Here is a 16767-nt window from a genome sequence, read left to right on the forward strand (position 1 = left end):
GCCCATCAGGCCGGTGAAACAAAGGATTGCATCGGGCGTTCCGCCGCGATGAAAGGGCCCGCTACGCCCCTACCGCTAACGCGGTCCAATGGGCTTTTCGTCGCCCCCTGCCAAAATAGACAGGACGCTCCTAGACGAGCCGCGACTGCTGCAAGGCTGCGGCGATGAAGCCGGCGAACAACGGATGCGGATCGAAGGGGCGCGACTTCAGTTCGGGATGGAACTGTACGCCCACGAACCATGGATGATCGGGCCGCTCGACGATCTCGGGCAGCAACCCGTCGGGGCTCATGCCCGAAAAGATCAGGCCCTGCTTCTCGAGCGGCTCGATGAAGGCGCTGTTGACCTCGTAGCGGTGGCGGTGGCGCTCGGAGATCGTCTCCGCGCCGCCATAAATGCGCGAGGTGTGGCTGTTGGGGCTGAGCTTGGCCGTGTAGGCGCCAAGCCGCATCGTACCGCCCAGATCGCCGCCCTCGGCGCGGCTCTGGAGGCCTTCCTTGCTCATCCATTCGGTGATGATGCCGACGACGGGCGTGTCGGTCGGGCCGAACTCGGTCGAGGACGCCTTCTCGAAACCCGCCGCGCGCGCGCCCTCGATGCAGGCCATCTGCATGCCGAGGCAGATTCCGAAGAAGGGCACGCCCCGCTCCCGCGCGAAGCGCACGCTTGCGATCTTGCCCTCGCTCCCGCGCTCGCCGAAGCCGCCGGGCACGAGGATGCCGTGCATCGGTTCGAGCTGGGCGATGATCTGGCTGTCGTCGTCGCCTTCAAAGATCTCCGCGTCGATCCAGCGGATATTGACCTTCACGCGGTTGGCGAGCCCGCCATGCACCAGCGCCTCGTTGAGGCTCTTGTAGGCATCGGGGAGGCCCACATACTTGCCCACCACCGCGATGGTGACTTCACCCTCGGGGTTGAAGTGACGGTCGGTGACGTCCTTCCAGGCGGACAGGTCGGGTTCGGGCGCGTCGGTGATGCCGAAAGCGCGCAGCACCTCGCGGTCGAGCCCCTCGGCGTGATACTGCTGCGGGACCGAGTAGATCGAGGGCGCATCGAGCGCGGGGATCACCGCCTCGGCCCGGACGTTGCAGAATTGCGCGATCTTGCGGCGGTCGCTCTCGGGAATCGGATGCTCGGCGCGGCACAGCAGGATGTCGGGCTTGATCCCGAGCGCCGCCAGTTCGCGCACCGAGTGCTGGGTTGGCTTGGTCTTAAGCTCGCCCGCCGCCTTGATGTAGGGCACCAGCGTCACGTGGACAGAAACCGTCTGGAACGGCTCGAGCTCGTTACGAAGCTGGCGGATCGCTTCCATGAAGGGCAGCGATTCGATGTCGCCCACCGTCCCGCCGATCTCGCACAGGATGAAATCATGGTCGCCCTGGTCGGCGAGCGCGAATTCCTTGATCGCGTCGGTGACGTGCGGGATCACCTGAACGGTCGCGCCGAGATAATCGCCGCGGCGCTCCTTGGCGATGATGTCGCGGTAAACCCGGCCCGAGGTGATGTTGTCGCTCTGGCGCGCCGAGACGCCGGTGAAACGCTCGTAATGGCCGAGGTCGAGATCGGTCTCGGCCCCGTCGTCGGTGACAAAGACCTCGCCGTGCTGGTAGGGGCTCATCGTCCCCGGATCGACGTTGAGATAGGGGTCGAACTTGCGGATGCGGACCTTGTAGCCGCGCGCCTGAAGGAGGGCCGCCAGAGAGGCTGCCATGAGACCTTTGCCGAGCGAGGAGACCACGCCGCCGGTGATGAAAATGAACCGCGCCATGGGATTCGGGCCTTAAGCAACAGGAGGGATTCGGGGCAAGCGAATTGCGCCCCGCGCGGGGACGCCATCCACAGCGGTGTGGGGTGACCAGCGGTCAAACCGGGCGCAGCGGCGCGCGCCCGGCAGCAAGGGCGTTACTGCGCGCCCTCGCCTGTGGCTTCGGGTGCCGCGGGTGCCGGGGCCGGCTCGGCCGGCGCGGGGGCCGGGACCGGATCGGCGAGCAGATCGGGCGCTGCCGGTGCCGGAGCCGCGCGGTCCAGCGTGCTCGTCACCCCGCCGACCCGGCTTTCGCGCACCGCGAGACCGGCGAGCACGATCGAGAGCGCCACGAAGGCGACCGCCAGCCACTTGGTCGAACGGGTCAGGAAGTCCGCCGCCCCGCGCGCGCCGAAAGCGCCGCCCGGGCTGCCGCCGATGCCGAGCCCGCCGCCCTCGGAGCGCTGCATCAGCACGACGCCGACCAGCGCGGCGGCCACGAGGGCCTGGATCACGGTGAGGAAGATGAACAGCGACATGAAGACTTCTCGTGGCAGGGGCGATCAGGTCGCCCGGTTGCGGATGTTGCGCGCCATGTAGGCGCGAGACGCGCGCGCGGCAAGCCCGCCCGCAGGCAGCGCCCCCGCAGAGGGCGCGGCGCGCGGACGCCGCCTCAGTTCTCGAAGGGCTCGCTCGCGGCCAGCGCGATGCCCATGAAGCTGTCGGCGGTGAGGCTCGCGCCTCCGACCAGCGCCCCGCCGACTTCGGGCACGGCAAAGATTTCCGCGGCATTGTCCGGCTTGACCGAACCGCCGTAGAGGATGCGCACCTCCGCGCCCTGCTCCTCGCCCAGCAGCTCGACCAGCAGCGCGCGGATCGCGGCGTGCATCTCGGCGATGTCGTCGGTGGTGGCGGCATTGCCGGTGCCGATCGCCCAGATCGGCTCGTAGGCGACGGTGATGCGGTCGGCGATCTCGCCCGGGATCCGGTCGGCGGGCGGAAGCGAGGCCTTGAGCTGGCGCTTCACGAAAGCCACCGCCTTGCCCGAATCGCGGGTCTCGGCGCTCTCGCCGCAGCACATGATGATGCGCAGCCCCGCCGCCAGCGCGGCTTCGGCCTTGGCGCGCACCAGCGCATCGCTCTCGCCATGGTCCTGCCGCCGCTCGGAATGGCCGAGGATCACGAACTTGGCGCCGGCATCGGCGATCATCGCCGCCGAGATGTCCCCGGTGTGCGCCCCGCCCTCGGCATGGTGGCAATCCTGCGCGCCGACCGCGATCTGCTCGGCCTCGCGGTGGATCGGGTGGATCAGCGTGTAAGGCGGCGCGAGCGCCACCTCGACCTTCATGTGACGCTGTGCCGCACGGTCGATCGCGCGCGCTTCGGACAGCATCGCGCGGGTGCCGTGCATCTTCCAGTTTCCGACGATATAGGGTCGGCGGGTCATGATCTGCCTTTGCACTTCTATATTATTGAGAGGGATAGGCCCGGCGGGTCGTGATTCTGTGTTCTGCTGTAGAGCGCCGGGGCCGCGTCCGCTAGCCGAGGAAGCCCCACTAGTCAAAAGGCGCTGACACCTGTTGCCGCGCAGTCGCAGGGCCTCTAAAGCGCGCGGTGCGTCGCGGCGGTTCCCGCGATGCGTGCCCGAGACATCCCGGCCCTACCCGGCCGGCCCCGGATGGGATCCGTAACGCCGATGATTTCCTTCTTCCGCCGCTTTTTCGCCTCGAAGATCGGTCTGCCGATCGTTCTGGCCTTCCTTGCGCTCATGGCGCTGGCCTTTGCGGCCTCGGACATCACCGGCAGCACCTTCGGCGGCGTGTCGGGCGGCGACCGTCTGGCGGTAGTGGGGGGCGAGGGGATCCCGATCTCCGAACTGCCGGTGGCGGCAAACGCCGCGCTCGACCAGGTGCGCGCGCAGAACCCCACCCTGACCATGCCCGAATTCGTCGCCGAGGGCGGACTCGACGAGGTGATCGACCAGCTGATCGACCGCTTTGCCGTGGGCGAATACGGCCGCCGCTATGGCCTGCGCGCGGGCGAGAATCTCGTGAACAGCGAGATCCTCAAGATCCCCGCCTTCCAGGGCGTGACCGGCAATTTCGACGAACAGACCTACCTCGCCGCACTGCGCTCGCGGAACCTGAGCGATGCGACCTTCCGCCGCGACCTGCAGGACGGCCTGCTCGAACAGCAGTTGCTCCGCTCGGCAGTGGCCGCGCCGCAGCTGCCAGAGAAGATCGCCCGCCAATATGCCGCGCTGGTGCTGGAAAAGCGCAAGGGCGAGATCGCGCTGATCCCCTCGGCCGCCTTCGCGCCGGCGGGCAATCCGTCCGACGCGCAGCTTACCGCGTGGTACAAGGACAACCGCACCCAGTTCATCCGTCCCGAACGCCGCACCCTGCGCTTCGCGGTGTTCGGTGCCGACACGCTCAAGGTCAACGCCACTCCGACCGCCGCCGAGATCGCGGAACGCTACAAGCGCGACGCGGCCAAGTATGCGGCAAGCGAGAAGCGCGCGGTGACGAGCTTCGTCGTCCCCACCCAGGACGCCGCCAAGGCGCTCGCCGCGCGCATCGCCGGCGGCGCCTCGCTCGAAGCCGTCGCCCGCGAGGCGGGCTTCACCGCCTCGTCCTCCGAGGCGCGCGAGCGCGAGGCGATGGCGGGGGCGACCAGCTTCGCCTTCGCGCAAGCCGCGTTCAAGGCCGCGCAGGGCGGCGTGATCGAACCGGCACAGGGCACGCTCGGATGGTATGTCGCGCGCGTCGACCGGATCGAGCGCACCCCCGCCCGCAGCCTCGCCCAGGCGACGCCCGAGATCACCGAGCAGCTGGCGGGCGAGAAACGCGTTGCCGCGATCGCCGATCTCGTCGCCGAGATCGAAGGCGAGGTCGACGGCGGCACAGCGCTCGCCGAGGTCGCCAAGGCCTATGGCCTCAAGGTCGAGACCACCCCCGCCCTGCTCGCCAACGGCCGCGCTTTCGGAAAGCCCGAGGTGCAGATCGTGCCGCAGCTCGCGCCGGTGCTCCAGACCGCCTTCCAGATGGAGGAGAGCGAGCCGCAGCTCGCCGAGGTGGTGCCGGGCGAACAGTTCGTGATCTTCGAGGTCGCGCGGGTCGAGGAAGCCAGCGCCCCGCCGCTCGCCGAGGTCAGGGACGCCGCAATAGCCGGATGGAAGCGGGCGCAGGGTGCAATTCTCGCCAAGCAGGCGGCCGAGCGCATCCTCGCCAAGGTGCGCGGCGGCACCCCTCTCGCCGCAGCGATGGCGGCCGAGAACAAGCCTGGCTTCGAGCGCGAGGTGATCGATCTCGAGCGCCGCCAGCTGCTCGCCCAGCAGCGCGGTCGCATCGCCCCGCCGCTGGTCCTGATGTTCAGCATGGCCGAGGGCACCGCCAAGACACTCGAGGCGCCGCGCAACATCGGCTGGTACATCGTCGATCTGGAGGACATCAGCACCCTCCCGCTCGACCAGGAAGGCCAGATGATCGCCCAGACCCGCCAGCAGCTCGGCCAGACCCTGTCCGAGGAGTATCGCAGCCAGGCGACCGCCGCGATGCGCAAGGAGCTCGGCGTCACCCGCAACGACAACGCCATCGCCGCCGTGCGCCGGCAGCTGGTCGGCGAGCAGTGAGCCCAAGCGACCGCTTCGTGATACCGACTGCCGCAGGCCTGCCCGAGAACGCCGCTGCCGCCACCGCTTCGCTGGCGCAGGGACGCCCTGCGCTGGTGTGGCGGCGCATCATCGCCGACAGCGACACGCCGGTCGGCGCGGCGCGGCGGCTGATCGTGCCGGGGCGCGGCGACTTCCTGCTCGAGAGTGTCGAGGGCGGCGAGGTGCGCGGGCGCTACAGCCTGCTCGGGCTCGATCCTGATCTGGTGTTCCGGGCCGAGGGCGCGCGCGCGGCGATCAACCGCGAATGGCGCACCGACCGCGAAGCCTTCGCGCCGCTCGCGGACGATGCACTGGCCGAGTTGCGCGCGCTTGCCGCCGCCTGCCGCATCGATCCCGTGCCAGAGGGCCTGCCCCCGGCACTCGCCTGCCTCGTCGGCTATTTCGGCTACGAGACCATCGGCCTCGTCGAAACCCTGCCGCGCGCGCCCAAGAGCGCGCTCGACCTGCCCGACATGCTGTTCGTGCGCCCGACGGTGATCCTCGTCTTCGACCGCCTCAGCGACGCGCTCTTCGCCATAGCCCCGATCTGGGAGGCCGCCGATCCCGAGGCCGCCGTCACCCGCGCGGGCGAGCGAATCGATGCCACGCTGAGCCTGCTCGCGCAGGCCGCCCCGGCCCGCGAGAGCGATGCCCTGCCCGAAAGCCTGCCCGACCTTGCCCCGGTGATCGCGCCCGAGGACTACAAGGCGATGGCGCTGGCCGCCAAGGAATACATCGTCGCGGGCGACATCTTCCAGGTGGTGCTCGCCCAGCGTTTCACCTGCCCCTTCACCCTCCCCCCGCTGGCGCTCTACCGCGCATTGCGAAGGGTGAACCCCTCGCCCTTCCTCTATTTCCTGGACCTCCCCGGCTTCGCGCTGGTCGGCTCGTCGCCCGAGATCCTCGTGCGCGTGCGTGACGACGAGGTGACGATCCGCCCGATCGCCGGCACCCGGCCGCGCGGGAAGACGCGCGAGGAGGACGAGGCCAACGAGGCCTCGCTGCTCGCCGATCCCAAGGAACGGGCCGAGCACCTGATGCTGCTCGATCTCGGCCGCAACGACGTGGGGCGCGTGGCAGCGGCGGGAACCGTCGAGGTCACCGACAGCTTCACCATCGAACGCTACAGCCACGTCATGCACATCGTCAGCAACGTGATAGGTCAGCTGGACGGATCGAGGGACGCGCTCGACGCGCTGTTCGCGGGCTTCCCGGCGGGCACCGTCTCGGGCGCACCAAAGATCCGTGCCTGCGAGATCATCGCCGAACTCGAACCCGAGACCCGCGGCGCCTATGCCGGGGGCGTCGGCTATTTCGCGCCCGACGGCAGCCTCGATTCGTGCATCGTCCTGCGCACGGCGGTTGTGAAGGATGGGGTGATGCACGTGCAGGCCGGGGCTGGGATCGTTGCCGACAGCGACCCCGACTACGAACTCGCCGAATGCCGCGCCAAGGCGGGCGCCCTGATCGCCGCCGCACGCGAGGCGGTGCGCGTCGCGGGCGAGCCGGGATACGGCCAATGAGGCGCGTTTTCCTCGCGGCGCTGCTGCCGCTCGCATGTCTCGCCGCCTGCTCCGAAGCCCCCGAGGGCGAGGCTCTGGTGCGTGTCAATCTCGATGGCTCCGAGGTCGAGGAAACCGCCGCCCCCGATCCGGCCGCGACCGCGACCGAGCCCGCGGTGCCCTCGGCCTGCAAGAGCGTCACCTTCGAGGGCGTCCCCCTCACCCACTGCATCGCCGATCCCGCGCAGCACCGCATCCAGATGGCGAATGTGGGGCCGGACAAGCAGCCCTTCGCCTCGCTTTCCGCCTTCGCCGCCAGCGTCGATCCGGCAACCATCGCCTTCGCCATGAACGGCGGGATGTACGGCGATGACCTCAAGCCCATCGGCTACTACGTCCAGAACGGCGAGCGCCTGGCGGAACTCAACCGCGAGACCGGCGAGGGCAATTTCTACATGAAGCCCAACGGCGTGTTCTTCGGCTCGGGCGGAAGCTGGCGCGTGCTGGGGAGCAACACCTTCTTCAACACCGTGGGCGACCGGCCCGAATTCGGCACCCAGTCGGGCCCGCTGCTGCTCGACGGCGGCAAGCTCCACCCCGATATTCAGGACGACGGGCCCTCCAAGGCGATCCGCAACGGCGTGGGCGTGGACGCGGGCGGCAAGGCGCATTTCGTGATCGCCGATGCGCCGGTGAGCTTCGGCCAGCTCGCCCGCTATTTCCGCGACGAACTGAAGGTCGCCAATGCGCTCTATCTCGACGGGCAGGTGTCCTCCCTGTGGGACCCGGCGACCGGCCGCATGGACAAGGGCCGCGTCGGGCCGATCATCGTGGTGACGAAGCGGTCAGAGAAGGCAGGGGCGGCAAGCGAATGATCCTCGTCATCGACAATTACGACAGCTTCACCTTCAACCTTGTCCATTACCTGATGGAGCTGGGCGCCGAGGTGCGGGTGGAGCGCAACGACGCCCTCACCGCCGCCGAGGCGCTGCGGACCAATGCTTCCGGATTCCTGATTTCGCCCGGCCCCTGCACGCCCAACGAGGCCGGGATCAGCCTCGATCTGGTCGCGGCCTGCGCGGATGCGGGCAAGCCCCTGATGGGCGTGTGCCTCGGGCATCAGGCGATCGGCCAGCATTTCGGCGGCACGGTGCAGCGCGGCGGCTTGATGCACGGCAAGACCTCGCCTGTGACGCATGACGGGTCGGGGGTGTTCGCCGGGCTCCCCTCGCCCTTCACCGCCACACGCTATCACAGCCTCGAGGTGGTGAACGTGCCCGAGGCGCTCGTCGCCAACGCCCATGCCGAAACGCCGGGCGCCGATCACCCCTCCGTGATGGGTTTCCGCCACGCCGAGCTGCCGATCCATTCGGTGCAGTTCCACCCCGAGAGCATCGCCACAGAGCACGGCCATGCGCTGCTCGCCAACTTCGTGCGGCTGTGCGGGCTGGAGCCGGTACTGCCCGAAAGGCTGCGCGCATGAGCCTGCTGCCCGACATCGCCACCCCCCTGAGCGAGGCCGAGGCCGAGGCCGCCTTCGGCACCCTGCTCGACGGGGCGCCGTCGGAGGAGGAGATCGCGGACTTCCTCGTTGCCCTCTCGGCGCGCGGCGAGACCGCCGACGAGATCGCGGGCGCGGCGCGGGCGCTGCGGGCGCGGCTCATCCCCATCGCCTCGCCCGAGGGCGCGATCGATGTCTGCGGGACGGGGGGCGACGGGCACCACACCCTGAACGTCTCGACCGCGGTCAGCCTCGTGGTCGCGGCCTGCGGCGTGCCGGTCGCCAAGCACGGCAACCGCGCGGCCTCATCCAAGGCAGGGGCGGCGGACACATTGGAAGCCCTCGGGCTCGACATGGACGCGGCCGGACGCACGGCGGAGAAGACGCTCGCCGAGATCGGCATCTGCTTTCTCTTCGCGAAGAACCACCACCCCGCGATGGCGCGCATCCAGCCCATCCGCGTGAAGATCGGCCAGCGCACGATCTTCAACCTGATGGGCCCGCTGTCGAACCCGGCGAAGGTCAGGAGCCAGCTCATCGGCATCGCCCGGCCCGCCTATGTCCCCATCTATGCCGGTGCGATGGCGCGGCTCGGCACAGGGCGTTCGCTGATCGTCTCGGGGGACGAGGGGCTGGACGAGCTGAGCCTCGCGGGCGGCAACGAGGTCGCGGTGGTGACGGGGCACGGCTTCACCATGGAGCGCGTGGATGCCTCGGCCGCCGGTCTGCCCCATGCGCCGATCGAGGCGATCCGGGGCGACGATGCGCGGCACAACGCCGCCGCGCTCAGGGCGCTGCTGATGGGCACCCCCGGCCCCTATCGCGATGCGGTGCTGTTCAACGCCGCGGGCGCGCTGACGGTCGCGGGACGCGGCGAAAGCTGGCCGGAGCGGGCGGCCATGGCCGCCGAGGCGATCGATTCGGGCGCGGCCCTGGCCTTGCTCGAACGCTGGATTGCTTTAGCGAAGTGAGACGATGAACAAGCTCGAGGAAATCTGCGCCGCCAAGCGCGAGATCGTCGCCGCCCGCAAGCTGGCGATCAGCGACGACCAGCTCGCCCGCGCCGCGCGCATCCAGACCGCCCCACGCGGGTTCGAGGCCGCCCTGCGCGCGCGCGCGGCCTCGGGATTCGCCCTCATCGCCGAGATCAAGAAGGCCAGCCCCTCCAAGGGCCTGATCCGCGCCGACTTCCGCCCGGCCGAGCACGCCGCCGCCTACGAGGCGGGCGGGGCGGCCTGCCTCTCGGTGCTGACCGACGCGCCCTATTTCCAGGGCCACGAGGATTACCTGATCGAAGCCCGCAGCGCCTGTGCCCTCCCCGTCCTGCGCAAGGACTTCATGGTCGATCCCTGGCAGTGCCTCGAGGCGCGCGCGATCGGGGCCGATGCGATCCTGATCATCGTCGCCGCGCTGGACGATACCCTCATGGCCGAGATCGAGGCCGCCGCCCGCGAACTGGGGATGGACGTGCTGGTCGAGGTCCATGACGAGGCCGAGCTCGAGCGCGCCGCCCGCGTGCTGCAATCGCGCCTGATCGGGGTCAACAACCGCGACCTCAAAACTTTCACCACCTCGCTCGCCGTCACCGAGCGTCTCGCTCCGCTGATGCCCGAGGGCACGCTGATAGTGGGCGAGAGCGGCATCAACACCCACGCGGACCTCACGCGTCTGGCCGCGTCGGGCGTGCGCACCTTCCTCGTCGGCGAGAGCCTGATGCGCGCTGACGATATCGCCAGTGCCACCCGCGCCCTGCTCGGGGCAGAGTAGCAAGGGCCCGTTCGTGTCGAGCGCAGTCGAGACACCGGTCTTGAGCCTCTCGACTTCGCTCGAGGCGAACGGTTAGGGAGGCCCATGACCAGACTCACCCACCTCGACGAAAGCGGCGCGGCGCACATGGTCGATGTCGGCGGCAAGCCCGCCACCGCCCGCCGCGCGGTCGCCGAGGGGCGGATCGCGATGCGGCCCGAAACCCTCGCCGCGATCCGCGCCGGCAATGCCCCCAAGGGCGACGTTCTGGGCACCGCGCGCATCGCCGGGATCATGGCCGCCAAGCGCACCGGCGAGCTGATCCCGCTGTGCCACCCGCTCGGGCTCGAGGCGGTGAACATCGAATTCGATTACGAGGAAAGCGCCATCCGCGCCGTCGCCACCGCCTCTCTCACGGGCAAGACCGGGGTCGAAATGGAAGCGATGACAGCCGTTTCCATCGCACTCCTCACAATCTACGACATGGCCAAGGCGCTCGACAAGGGGATGGTGATCTCCGCCGTGCGCCTGATCGCCAAGTCCGGCGGCAAGTCGGGCGACTGGACCGCGCCCGAATGACCGCGCCGCTCGGTCTCGAGGACGCGCAGGCCCGCCTGCTTGCCCTCGCACCCGCGCTCCGTTCCGAGACCGTCCCCGCCGATGCCGCGCTCGGGCGCGTGCTTGCCGGGGACGTGCACGCCGCGCGGACCCAGCCCCCGGCCGACCTTTCGGCGATGGACGGCTATGCGCTCGCCCCCGGCGAGGGGCCGTGGCGGCTGGTCGGCGAGAGCCGCGCCGGCGCGCCGTTCCGCGATGTCCTCTCCCCCGGCGAGTGTGTGCGCATCTCGACCGGCGCGATGGTGCCACCGGGAGCCGACCGGGTGCTGCTTCAGGAGGACGCGGCCGACGAGAACGGGCGGATCACCGCCACCGAGATGCCTCCGCCCGGCCGGCACATCCGCGCGCGCGGATTCGATTTCCATGCCGAGGACCTGCTGCTCGCGAAAGGCACGCGGCTCACCCCCGCTCGCCTCGCGCTGGCCCTCGCGGGCGGACATGGCACGCTCCCCGTCACCCGGCGGGTGCGCGTGGCGGTGATGGACAGCGGGGACGAGCTGGCACCCGATCCCGCCCGTTGCCTCCCCCACCAGATCCCCGCCAGCAACGCCGCCATGATCGCCGCGATGCTCGCGCCGCTGGGGTGCGAGGTCACGCGCATCGGGCCTGTGCCCGACGACCGCGAGGCACTGGCGGGGGCGCTTGCTCTGGCCGAGGGCACGGACATCCTCGTCACCTCGGGCGGGGCCTCGGTCGGCGACCATGACCTGGTCAAGCCCGCGCTCGCCGACTGGGGGGCCGGGATCGCCTTCTGGAAGATCGCGATCAAGCCGGGCAAGCCGCTGCTGGTGGCCACGCGCGGCGACCAGGTGATCCTCGGCCTGCCGGGCAATCCGGTGTCGAGCTTCGTCACCGCCTTCCTCTTCGCCCTGCCGCTGGTGCGGGCGGCGCAGGGCGATCCCGATCCCCTGCCCCGCCCCGTGATCCTGCGCGCGGGCGAGCCTCTGCCCGCCGTCGGCCCCCGACGCGAGTTCCTGCGGGCGGTGAGCGAGGGGGACGCGGTGCGACTGGCAGGATCGCAGGATTCATCGGCGCTCTCCGCCCTGGCGGCCGCCGATTGCCTGATCGATCGCCCCGCAGGTGCCCCGCCCGTCCCCGCAGGCGCGCCCGTTCCGGTGTTCCGCCTCCAGAATGGCTGAATTGCGCGGGTTTGCTGCGGGCCGCGCTTGACTCAGTCAATTTAGTTTCCTAATTGTTCCTTGTTCGTTCACCTTAATGGCGAGCGGCCAGTGCAATCAACGCACCTGTTCGGGGTGCCTCTTGGCGCACGCAAGGGATTGGCATGGTGCGCTGTGACCGGCGCACCGTGGGTGCGACCACAGGAGACTTGACCAATGCTGACGGCAAAACAGCGCGAGCTGATCGTCTTCATCCAGCAGCGGCTGGAGGAGACCGGGATCTCGCCGAGTTTCGAGGAAATGAAGGAGGCGCTCGATCTCAAGAGCAAGTCGGGCGTGCACCGGCTGATCTCCGCCTTGGAGGAACGCGGCTTCCTGCGGCGCCTGCCCAACCGGGCGCGCGCGCTCGAGGTGATCCGGGAACCGGGCGACACCACGCCCTCTCGTGCTGCGCCGGCCGGCGACAATGTGGTGGCCATGCCCTCGCCCGCGCCCCGCGCGCCCGAGGCTGCGAACGACGTGATCGAGCTGCCGCTACACGGCCGCATCGCCGCCGGCGCCCCGATCGAGGCGCTCGAAGGCCAGTCGACCCTGCCCGTGCCCGCCGCGCTGCTCGGCCCGGGAGAACACTATGCGCTCGAGGTGTCGGGGGATTCGATGGTCGAAGCCGGGATCTTCGACGGCGATTTTGCGCTGGTGCGGCGCACTAGCACCGCGCGCGACGGCGAGATCGTGGTCGCGCTGGTGCGCGGCGAGGAGGCGACGCTCAAGTATCTGCGGCGCGAGGGCGGACAGGTCCGGCTCGATCCGGCCAATGCGGCCTATGACCCGCAATACTACCGCCCCGACGAGGTCGAGGTGCAGGGCAAGCTCGCCGGCCTGCTGCGGCGCTATCACTGAGGTGATCCGGGCCGGATGGCTGCGAACATGTTGGAGTTAGAGGGGCGCTTACGGCGCCCCTTTTTCCATCCTGTCGTGGCCCGGCGAGCGCCGTTCCAAGGCGATGTCGTGCCGGTGTCATTGCCGCTTCATCGCCCGGTCGTTGCTTCGTGTGGTGCTGTCTGACCGGGCGGTGCTTCGGCGCTTGCCTCCGGGCGCGGCTTTCCAACCCGTTCCTTGCCGCCCTGCCACCACCCGTGCTCCCCCTGGCTCGCGGCGACGGTGGCGATCCGCTCCCTCGCGAGGTCGATCGCCAGTCCTCCCGTGTGCTCCAGATACCGCCGGTCCGCCTTGAGCCAGCGCGGACGGCACGAGCGCGGGAGAAACCGCTCGGCCACGACGATATCCGCATCGGCGCAGGCCGCCGCAAGGGCGCGCTCCTCGATCTGCTCGCGCCCCCGCCCCAGCAGCAGCACCGATTCGCGCCCCCCGCGCTCGAGGCTCATCGTGCAGAAGGCCGAGGAACAGCGCGCTCCCGGCCACTCGGCCAGCGGCACGGGCTCGGCCGCGACGCCGGCGAGTTCCATCAGGTTGTCCCGTGTGTAGGAAGAACGGCTGTCGCGCAGGGCAAGCAGGCGCGGGTTTCCTTCGTCATCCTCGACCGTGAGACCCACCTGCCGACCGTCACCCGCCACCAGTACGTCCGGAATCGGGGTCGCCGCCGCCATCGCGCTCGCGGCGGCGACGGGCAGCAGACCGGCAAGCCGCACCCGCCCGCGCCACAGCGCCAGCCATAGCCCACCGGCCGCGAAGAGCGCCACCGTGAGCCCGCCGATCTGCGGCATCAGGCGCACTGCGCCCGCCTGCGAGGCGGTGAGATGCGCGATGGCGAGCAGCAGCTCCAGCGCGCGCGCGACCAACCACCACACGGGCGCTCCCAGCCCCAGCGTGTCGAGGAGAAGTCCCAATGCAATCAGAGGCATGGCAATGAAGGTGACCAGCGGGATGGCAACCACATTGGCGAGCGCGCCATAGATGCCGGCGCGGTGGAAGTGGAACAGCACGATCGGCATCAGTGCGAGCTCGATCACCACACCGGTCGCGAAGAGCATCGCCACCCGCCGCCCGCCGCGCGCCCACCATGGCTCTTCGCGCGGGGCGAGGAAGGTCTGGACGGGCGCGGAACCTGCCAGTGCGACGATGGCCAGCACCGCGGCAAAGCTCATCTGGAAGCTCGGCCCGATCGCGCTCTCCGGCCACAGCAGCAGCACGAACCCCGCCGCCAGCGCCACCATCCTGAGCGACAGCGCATCACGCCCGAGCGCCAGCGCGCCGAGCACCAGCAGGGCGGCGACGCAGCTGCGCACCGTCGGCACCTCAGCCCCGGTCAGCAGGGTATAGCCCACCCCGGCGAGCGCCCCCGCCCCCGCCGCCACCACCGGCAGCCGCACCCGCAGGGCAAGCGCAGGCCAAAGGGCGAGCAGCCGCAAGGCGAGGAAATAGGCCGCGCCGATCACCGCGCTGACGTGGAGCCCGCTGATCGAGAGCAGGTGGGTTAGCCCCGAATCCCGCATCGCCGCCTCGTCCACCCCCGCGATACCGCCGCGGTCGCCGCTCGCAAAGGCCGCCGCGATGGCCCCGGGGGAACCCGTCACCTGCCTTCGCACATGGTCGGCAAGCCCGCGTTGCAGCGCCGCGATCCCACCGCTCCCGGGGGCTGGAGTGATCACCGCGAGCGGCCCGACCATCGTGCCCGTTGCCGAGAGTCCCTGGAACCACGCGGCCCTGGCGAAATCGTAGCTTCCCGGCAGCATCGGGTGTGCCGGCGGCATCAGCCTTGCGCGCAGGCGCACAACCGCACCTTCGGCCAGGCCGGGGGGCGGCCCGCCCTCGCCCAGCGCCGCGAGCGGCACATTGATCCGGACCTTGCGCGCCGCCGTGTCCGGCGCTTCGCGCATCGCCAGTGTGAGCCGCAGGCGGCCTTCCGCAGGCTGATCCTCGCGGGCGAGCACCCGCCCCTCGATCAGCATTACCGCGGGCCGCGCGATCGGCGCGGCGCCGACAATCGCGGAGCGTGCCCACACCACCGCCAGGCCGAGCGCGAAGACCAGCCCACAGGCAACCACCGCCCTGCGCAGGTTGCCCCGCGTCTCGTCCGCCACGCTTCCGGGCGGCCAGAGCGCCAGCGCGGCGAGCGCCGCTCCCGCGCCGCCGGCCATCGCCACCATCCAGTGTGTCGGCGTCGGCAGCGCGAACCAGACGAGGATGCCGCCCGCGAAGACCACCGCCAGCCATGGTGCGCGATCGAACCCGGCTGCGGCGAGGAAGCCCTCGGCCGCATCCAGCCCCCTCCCGCTCCACGCCCCGCGGCTGCCGGTGCTGGACAAGCCGCCAAGGGTTTGCCAAGGGCGCGGGCGAGGTTCTCCGGGGGCCTCGCCGCCGCCCGGATCGTCCCCCATCGGTATGATCGGCACATCGCGCATCGGCTCGCCCCCGATCGGCCCGGTCAAGGCCCAAACCGCTCGAAATGAACAGGAAGTCAACGCCCATGGCAAGCGAAAGCAGCACCCCCGCCGCCAGCACCGCCGGCGAAGTCGTGACCCGCTTCGCCCCCTCGCCCACCGGCTTCCTGCATATCGGAGGGGCACGCACGGCGCTGTTCAACTGGCTCTATGCGCGCCACCACGGCGGACGCACCCTGCTGCGCATCGAGGACACCGACAAGAAGCGCAGCACGCAGGAGGCTATCGACGCAATCATCGAGGGGCTCGACTGGATGGGCCTCGATTACGACGCGCCGCCGATCTTCCAGTCCGACCGGGCCGAGCGCCATGCCGAGGTTGCCTGGCAATTGCTGGATGCGGGCCACGCCTACAAATGCTTCGCCACGCCCGAGGAACTCGAGGCGATGCGCGAGGAGCAGCGGGCGCAGAAGAAGCCGCTGCGCTACGACGGGCGCTGGCGCGACCGCGATCCGGCCGAGGCCCCCGAGGGCGCGCCTTTCGTCATCCGCCTCAAGACGCCCACCGAGGGCGAGGTCACCATCCACGACCGCGTCCAGGGCCCGGTGACGGTGAAGAACGAGGAAATCGACGACTATATCATCCTGCGCGCCGACGGCACGCCGACGTACATGCTCGCAGTGGTGGTCGACGATCACGACATGGGGGTGACCCACGTGATCCGGGGCGACGATCACCTCAACAACGCTTTCCGCCAGCTGCCGATCATCCGCGCGATGAACGAAATCGAGGGAAACTGGCCCGATCCGGTCTATGCCCATATCCCGCTGATCCACGGCAGCGACGGGGCCAAGCTCTCGAAGCGCCACGGCGCGCTCGGGGTCGAGGCCTATCGCGACGAGTTCGGGATCCTGCCCGAGGCGTTGTTCAACTACTTGCTGCGGCTCGGCTGGGGCCACGGCGACCGCGAGGAGATCACCCGCGACGAGGCGGTGGCGCTGTTCGATCTCGACGGGGTGGGCAAGAGTCCCTCGCGTTTCGACATGAAAAAGCTCGAGAACCTGAACGGCCACTACCTGCGCGAGGCCGATGATGCGCGTCTTGCCGCGCTGGTAGCGGCGCGGATTGGCGAGAACGCGGACGAGGCGCTGCTGGCGCAGGCCATGCCGGTGCTCAAAGTGCGCGCGAAGAACCTCAACGAAGTGGCTGAAGGCGCAGGCTTCCTCTTTGCCACCCGCCCGCTTGCGATGACCGAAAAGGCGCAGGCCCTGCTCGAAGGCGATGCCCGCACCATCCTGCGCGCGGTTTGCAACGCACTTGCAGCGCAAAACGACTGGACAAGCGAGGCACTGGAAGCCACTACGAAGGCGCTCGCCGAGGAGCAGGGATTGGGCCTCGGCAAGCTGGCGCAGCCGATGCGCGCGGCGCTGACCGGGACGACGACATCACCCGGTATCTTCGACGTGCTGGTCCTCCTGGGCCGGGACGAGGCGCTCGCCCGGCTCGAAGCGCAGGCCGCCTGAGGCAGGCTGCGCGGGCACAGAG

General features: G+C 69.9%; 14 protein-coding genes. 10 read left to right on the forward strand and 4 right to left on the reverse strand.

Annotated elements, in window-relative coordinates:
- Window positions 1-130: 130 nt before the first annotated feature.
- The 3 genes from CBR61_RS10910 to tpiA form a co-directional block, all read right to left on the reverse strand.
- Window positions 131-1768, reverse strand: a complete 1638-nt coding sequence (locus CBR61_RS10910) for a CTP synthase (protein ID WP_088914385.1) — start codon at window positions 1766-1768, stop codon at window positions 131-133.
- Between the two features lie 134 nt (window positions 1769-1902).
- On the reverse strand, window positions 1903-2277 hold the full coding sequence (gene secG, locus CBR61_RS10915; RefSeq protein WP_088915581.1) for a preprotein translocase subunit SecG: 375 nt from the start codon (window positions 2275-2277) through the stop codon (window positions 1903-1905).
- 140 nt (window positions 2278-2417) lie between these two features.
- Window positions 2418-3191, reverse strand: coding sequence for a triose-phosphate isomerase (tpiA, locus tag CBR61_RS10920; RefSeq protein ID WP_088914386.1), 774 nt, complete (start codon window positions 3189-3191; stop codon window positions 2418-2420).
- Window positions 3192-3440: 249 nt separating this feature from the next.
- Here tpiA and CBR61_RS10925 point away from each other — a divergent pair, with 249 nt between their 5' ends.
- The 9 genes from CBR61_RS10925 (at window position 3441) to lexA (ending at window position 12781) form a co-directional block, all read left to right on the forward strand.
- Complete coding sequence (locus tag CBR61_RS10925) at window positions 3441-5375, forward strand: peptidylprolyl isomerase (protein ID WP_088914387.1); 1935 nt, start codon at window positions 3441-3443, stop codon at window positions 5373-5375.
- 20 nt (window positions 5376-5395) lie between these two features.
- Window positions 5396-6919, forward strand: a complete 1524-nt coding sequence (gene trpE / locus CBR61_RS10930; protein WP_420705706.1) for an anthranilate synthase component I — start codon at window positions 5396-5398, stop codon at window positions 6917-6919.
- Complete coding sequence (locus CBR61_RS10935) at window positions 6916-7773, forward strand: phosphodiester glycosidase family protein (protein WP_088914388.1); 858 nt, start codon at window positions 6916-6918, stop codon at window positions 7771-7773. The genes trpE and CBR61_RS10935 overlap by 4 nt, the downstream gene beginning before the upstream one ends.
- Window positions 7770-8381, forward strand: a complete 612-nt coding sequence (locus tag CBR61_RS10940; RefSeq protein ID WP_088914389.1) for an anthranilate synthase component II — start codon at window positions 7770-7772, stop codon at window positions 8379-8381. Before CBR61_RS10935 ends, CBR61_RS10940 begins: the two co-directional genes overlap by 4 nt.
- Window positions 8378-9370, forward strand: a complete 993-nt coding sequence (gene trpD, locus CBR61_RS10945; protein WP_088914390.1) for an anthranilate phosphoribosyltransferase — start codon at window positions 8378-8380, stop codon at window positions 9368-9370. Before CBR61_RS10940 ends, trpD begins: the two co-directional genes overlap by 4 nt.
- A gap of 4 nt (window positions 9371-9374) precedes the next feature.
- Window positions 9375-10166, forward strand: a complete 792-nt coding sequence (trpC, locus tag CBR61_RS10950) for an indole-3-glycerol phosphate synthase TrpC (protein ID WP_088914391.1) — start codon at window positions 9375-9377, stop codon at window positions 10164-10166.
- 84 nt (window positions 10167-10250) lie between these two features.
- Window positions 10251-10724 (forward strand): cyclic pyranopterin monophosphate synthase MoaC, encoded by a 474-nt coding sequence (gene moaC / locus CBR61_RS10955; RefSeq protein ID WP_088914392.1) that lies wholly within the window; start codon window positions 10251-10253, stop codon window positions 10722-10724.
- Window positions 10721-11902 carry a molybdopterin molybdotransferase MoeA gene (locus CBR61_RS10960; protein WP_088914393.1) on the forward strand — a complete coding sequence of 394 codons (1182 nt, stop codon included), beginning with the start codon at window positions 10721-10723 and terminating at the stop codon, window positions 11900-11902. The genes moaC and CBR61_RS10960 overlap by 4 nt, the downstream gene beginning before the upstream one ends.
- 195 nt (window positions 11903-12097) lie before the next feature.
- Window positions 12098-12781, forward strand: coding sequence for a transcriptional repressor LexA (gene lexA, locus CBR61_RS10965; protein WP_088914394.1), 684 nt, complete (start codon window positions 12098-12100; stop codon window positions 12779-12781).
- 128 nt (window positions 12782-12909) lie between these two features.
- Here the strand turns inward: lexA and CBR61_RS10970 are convergent, their stop codons facing one another.
- Entirely contained in the window at window positions 12910-15270 is a 2361-nt protein-coding gene (locus CBR61_RS10970) for a ComEC/Rec2 family competence protein (RefSeq protein WP_233996709.1), read from the reverse strand.
- A gap of 38 nt (window positions 15271-15308) precedes the next feature.
- Here CBR61_RS10970 and gltX point away from each other — a divergent pair, with 38 nt between their 5' ends.
- Window positions 15309-16745: a glutamate--tRNA ligase gene (gene gltX, locus CBR61_RS10975; protein WP_088914395.1), complete on the forward strand. Its 1437-nt coding sequence runs from the start codon at window positions 15309-15311 to the stop codon at window positions 16743-16745.
- Window positions 16746-16767: the final 22 nt, after the last annotated feature.

The sequence above is a fragment of the Porphyrobacter sp. CACIAM 03H1 genome (assembly GCF_002215495.1).
Taxonomy (GTDB): Bacteria; Pseudomonadota; Alphaproteobacteria; order Sphingomonadales; family Sphingomonadaceae; genus Erythrobacter.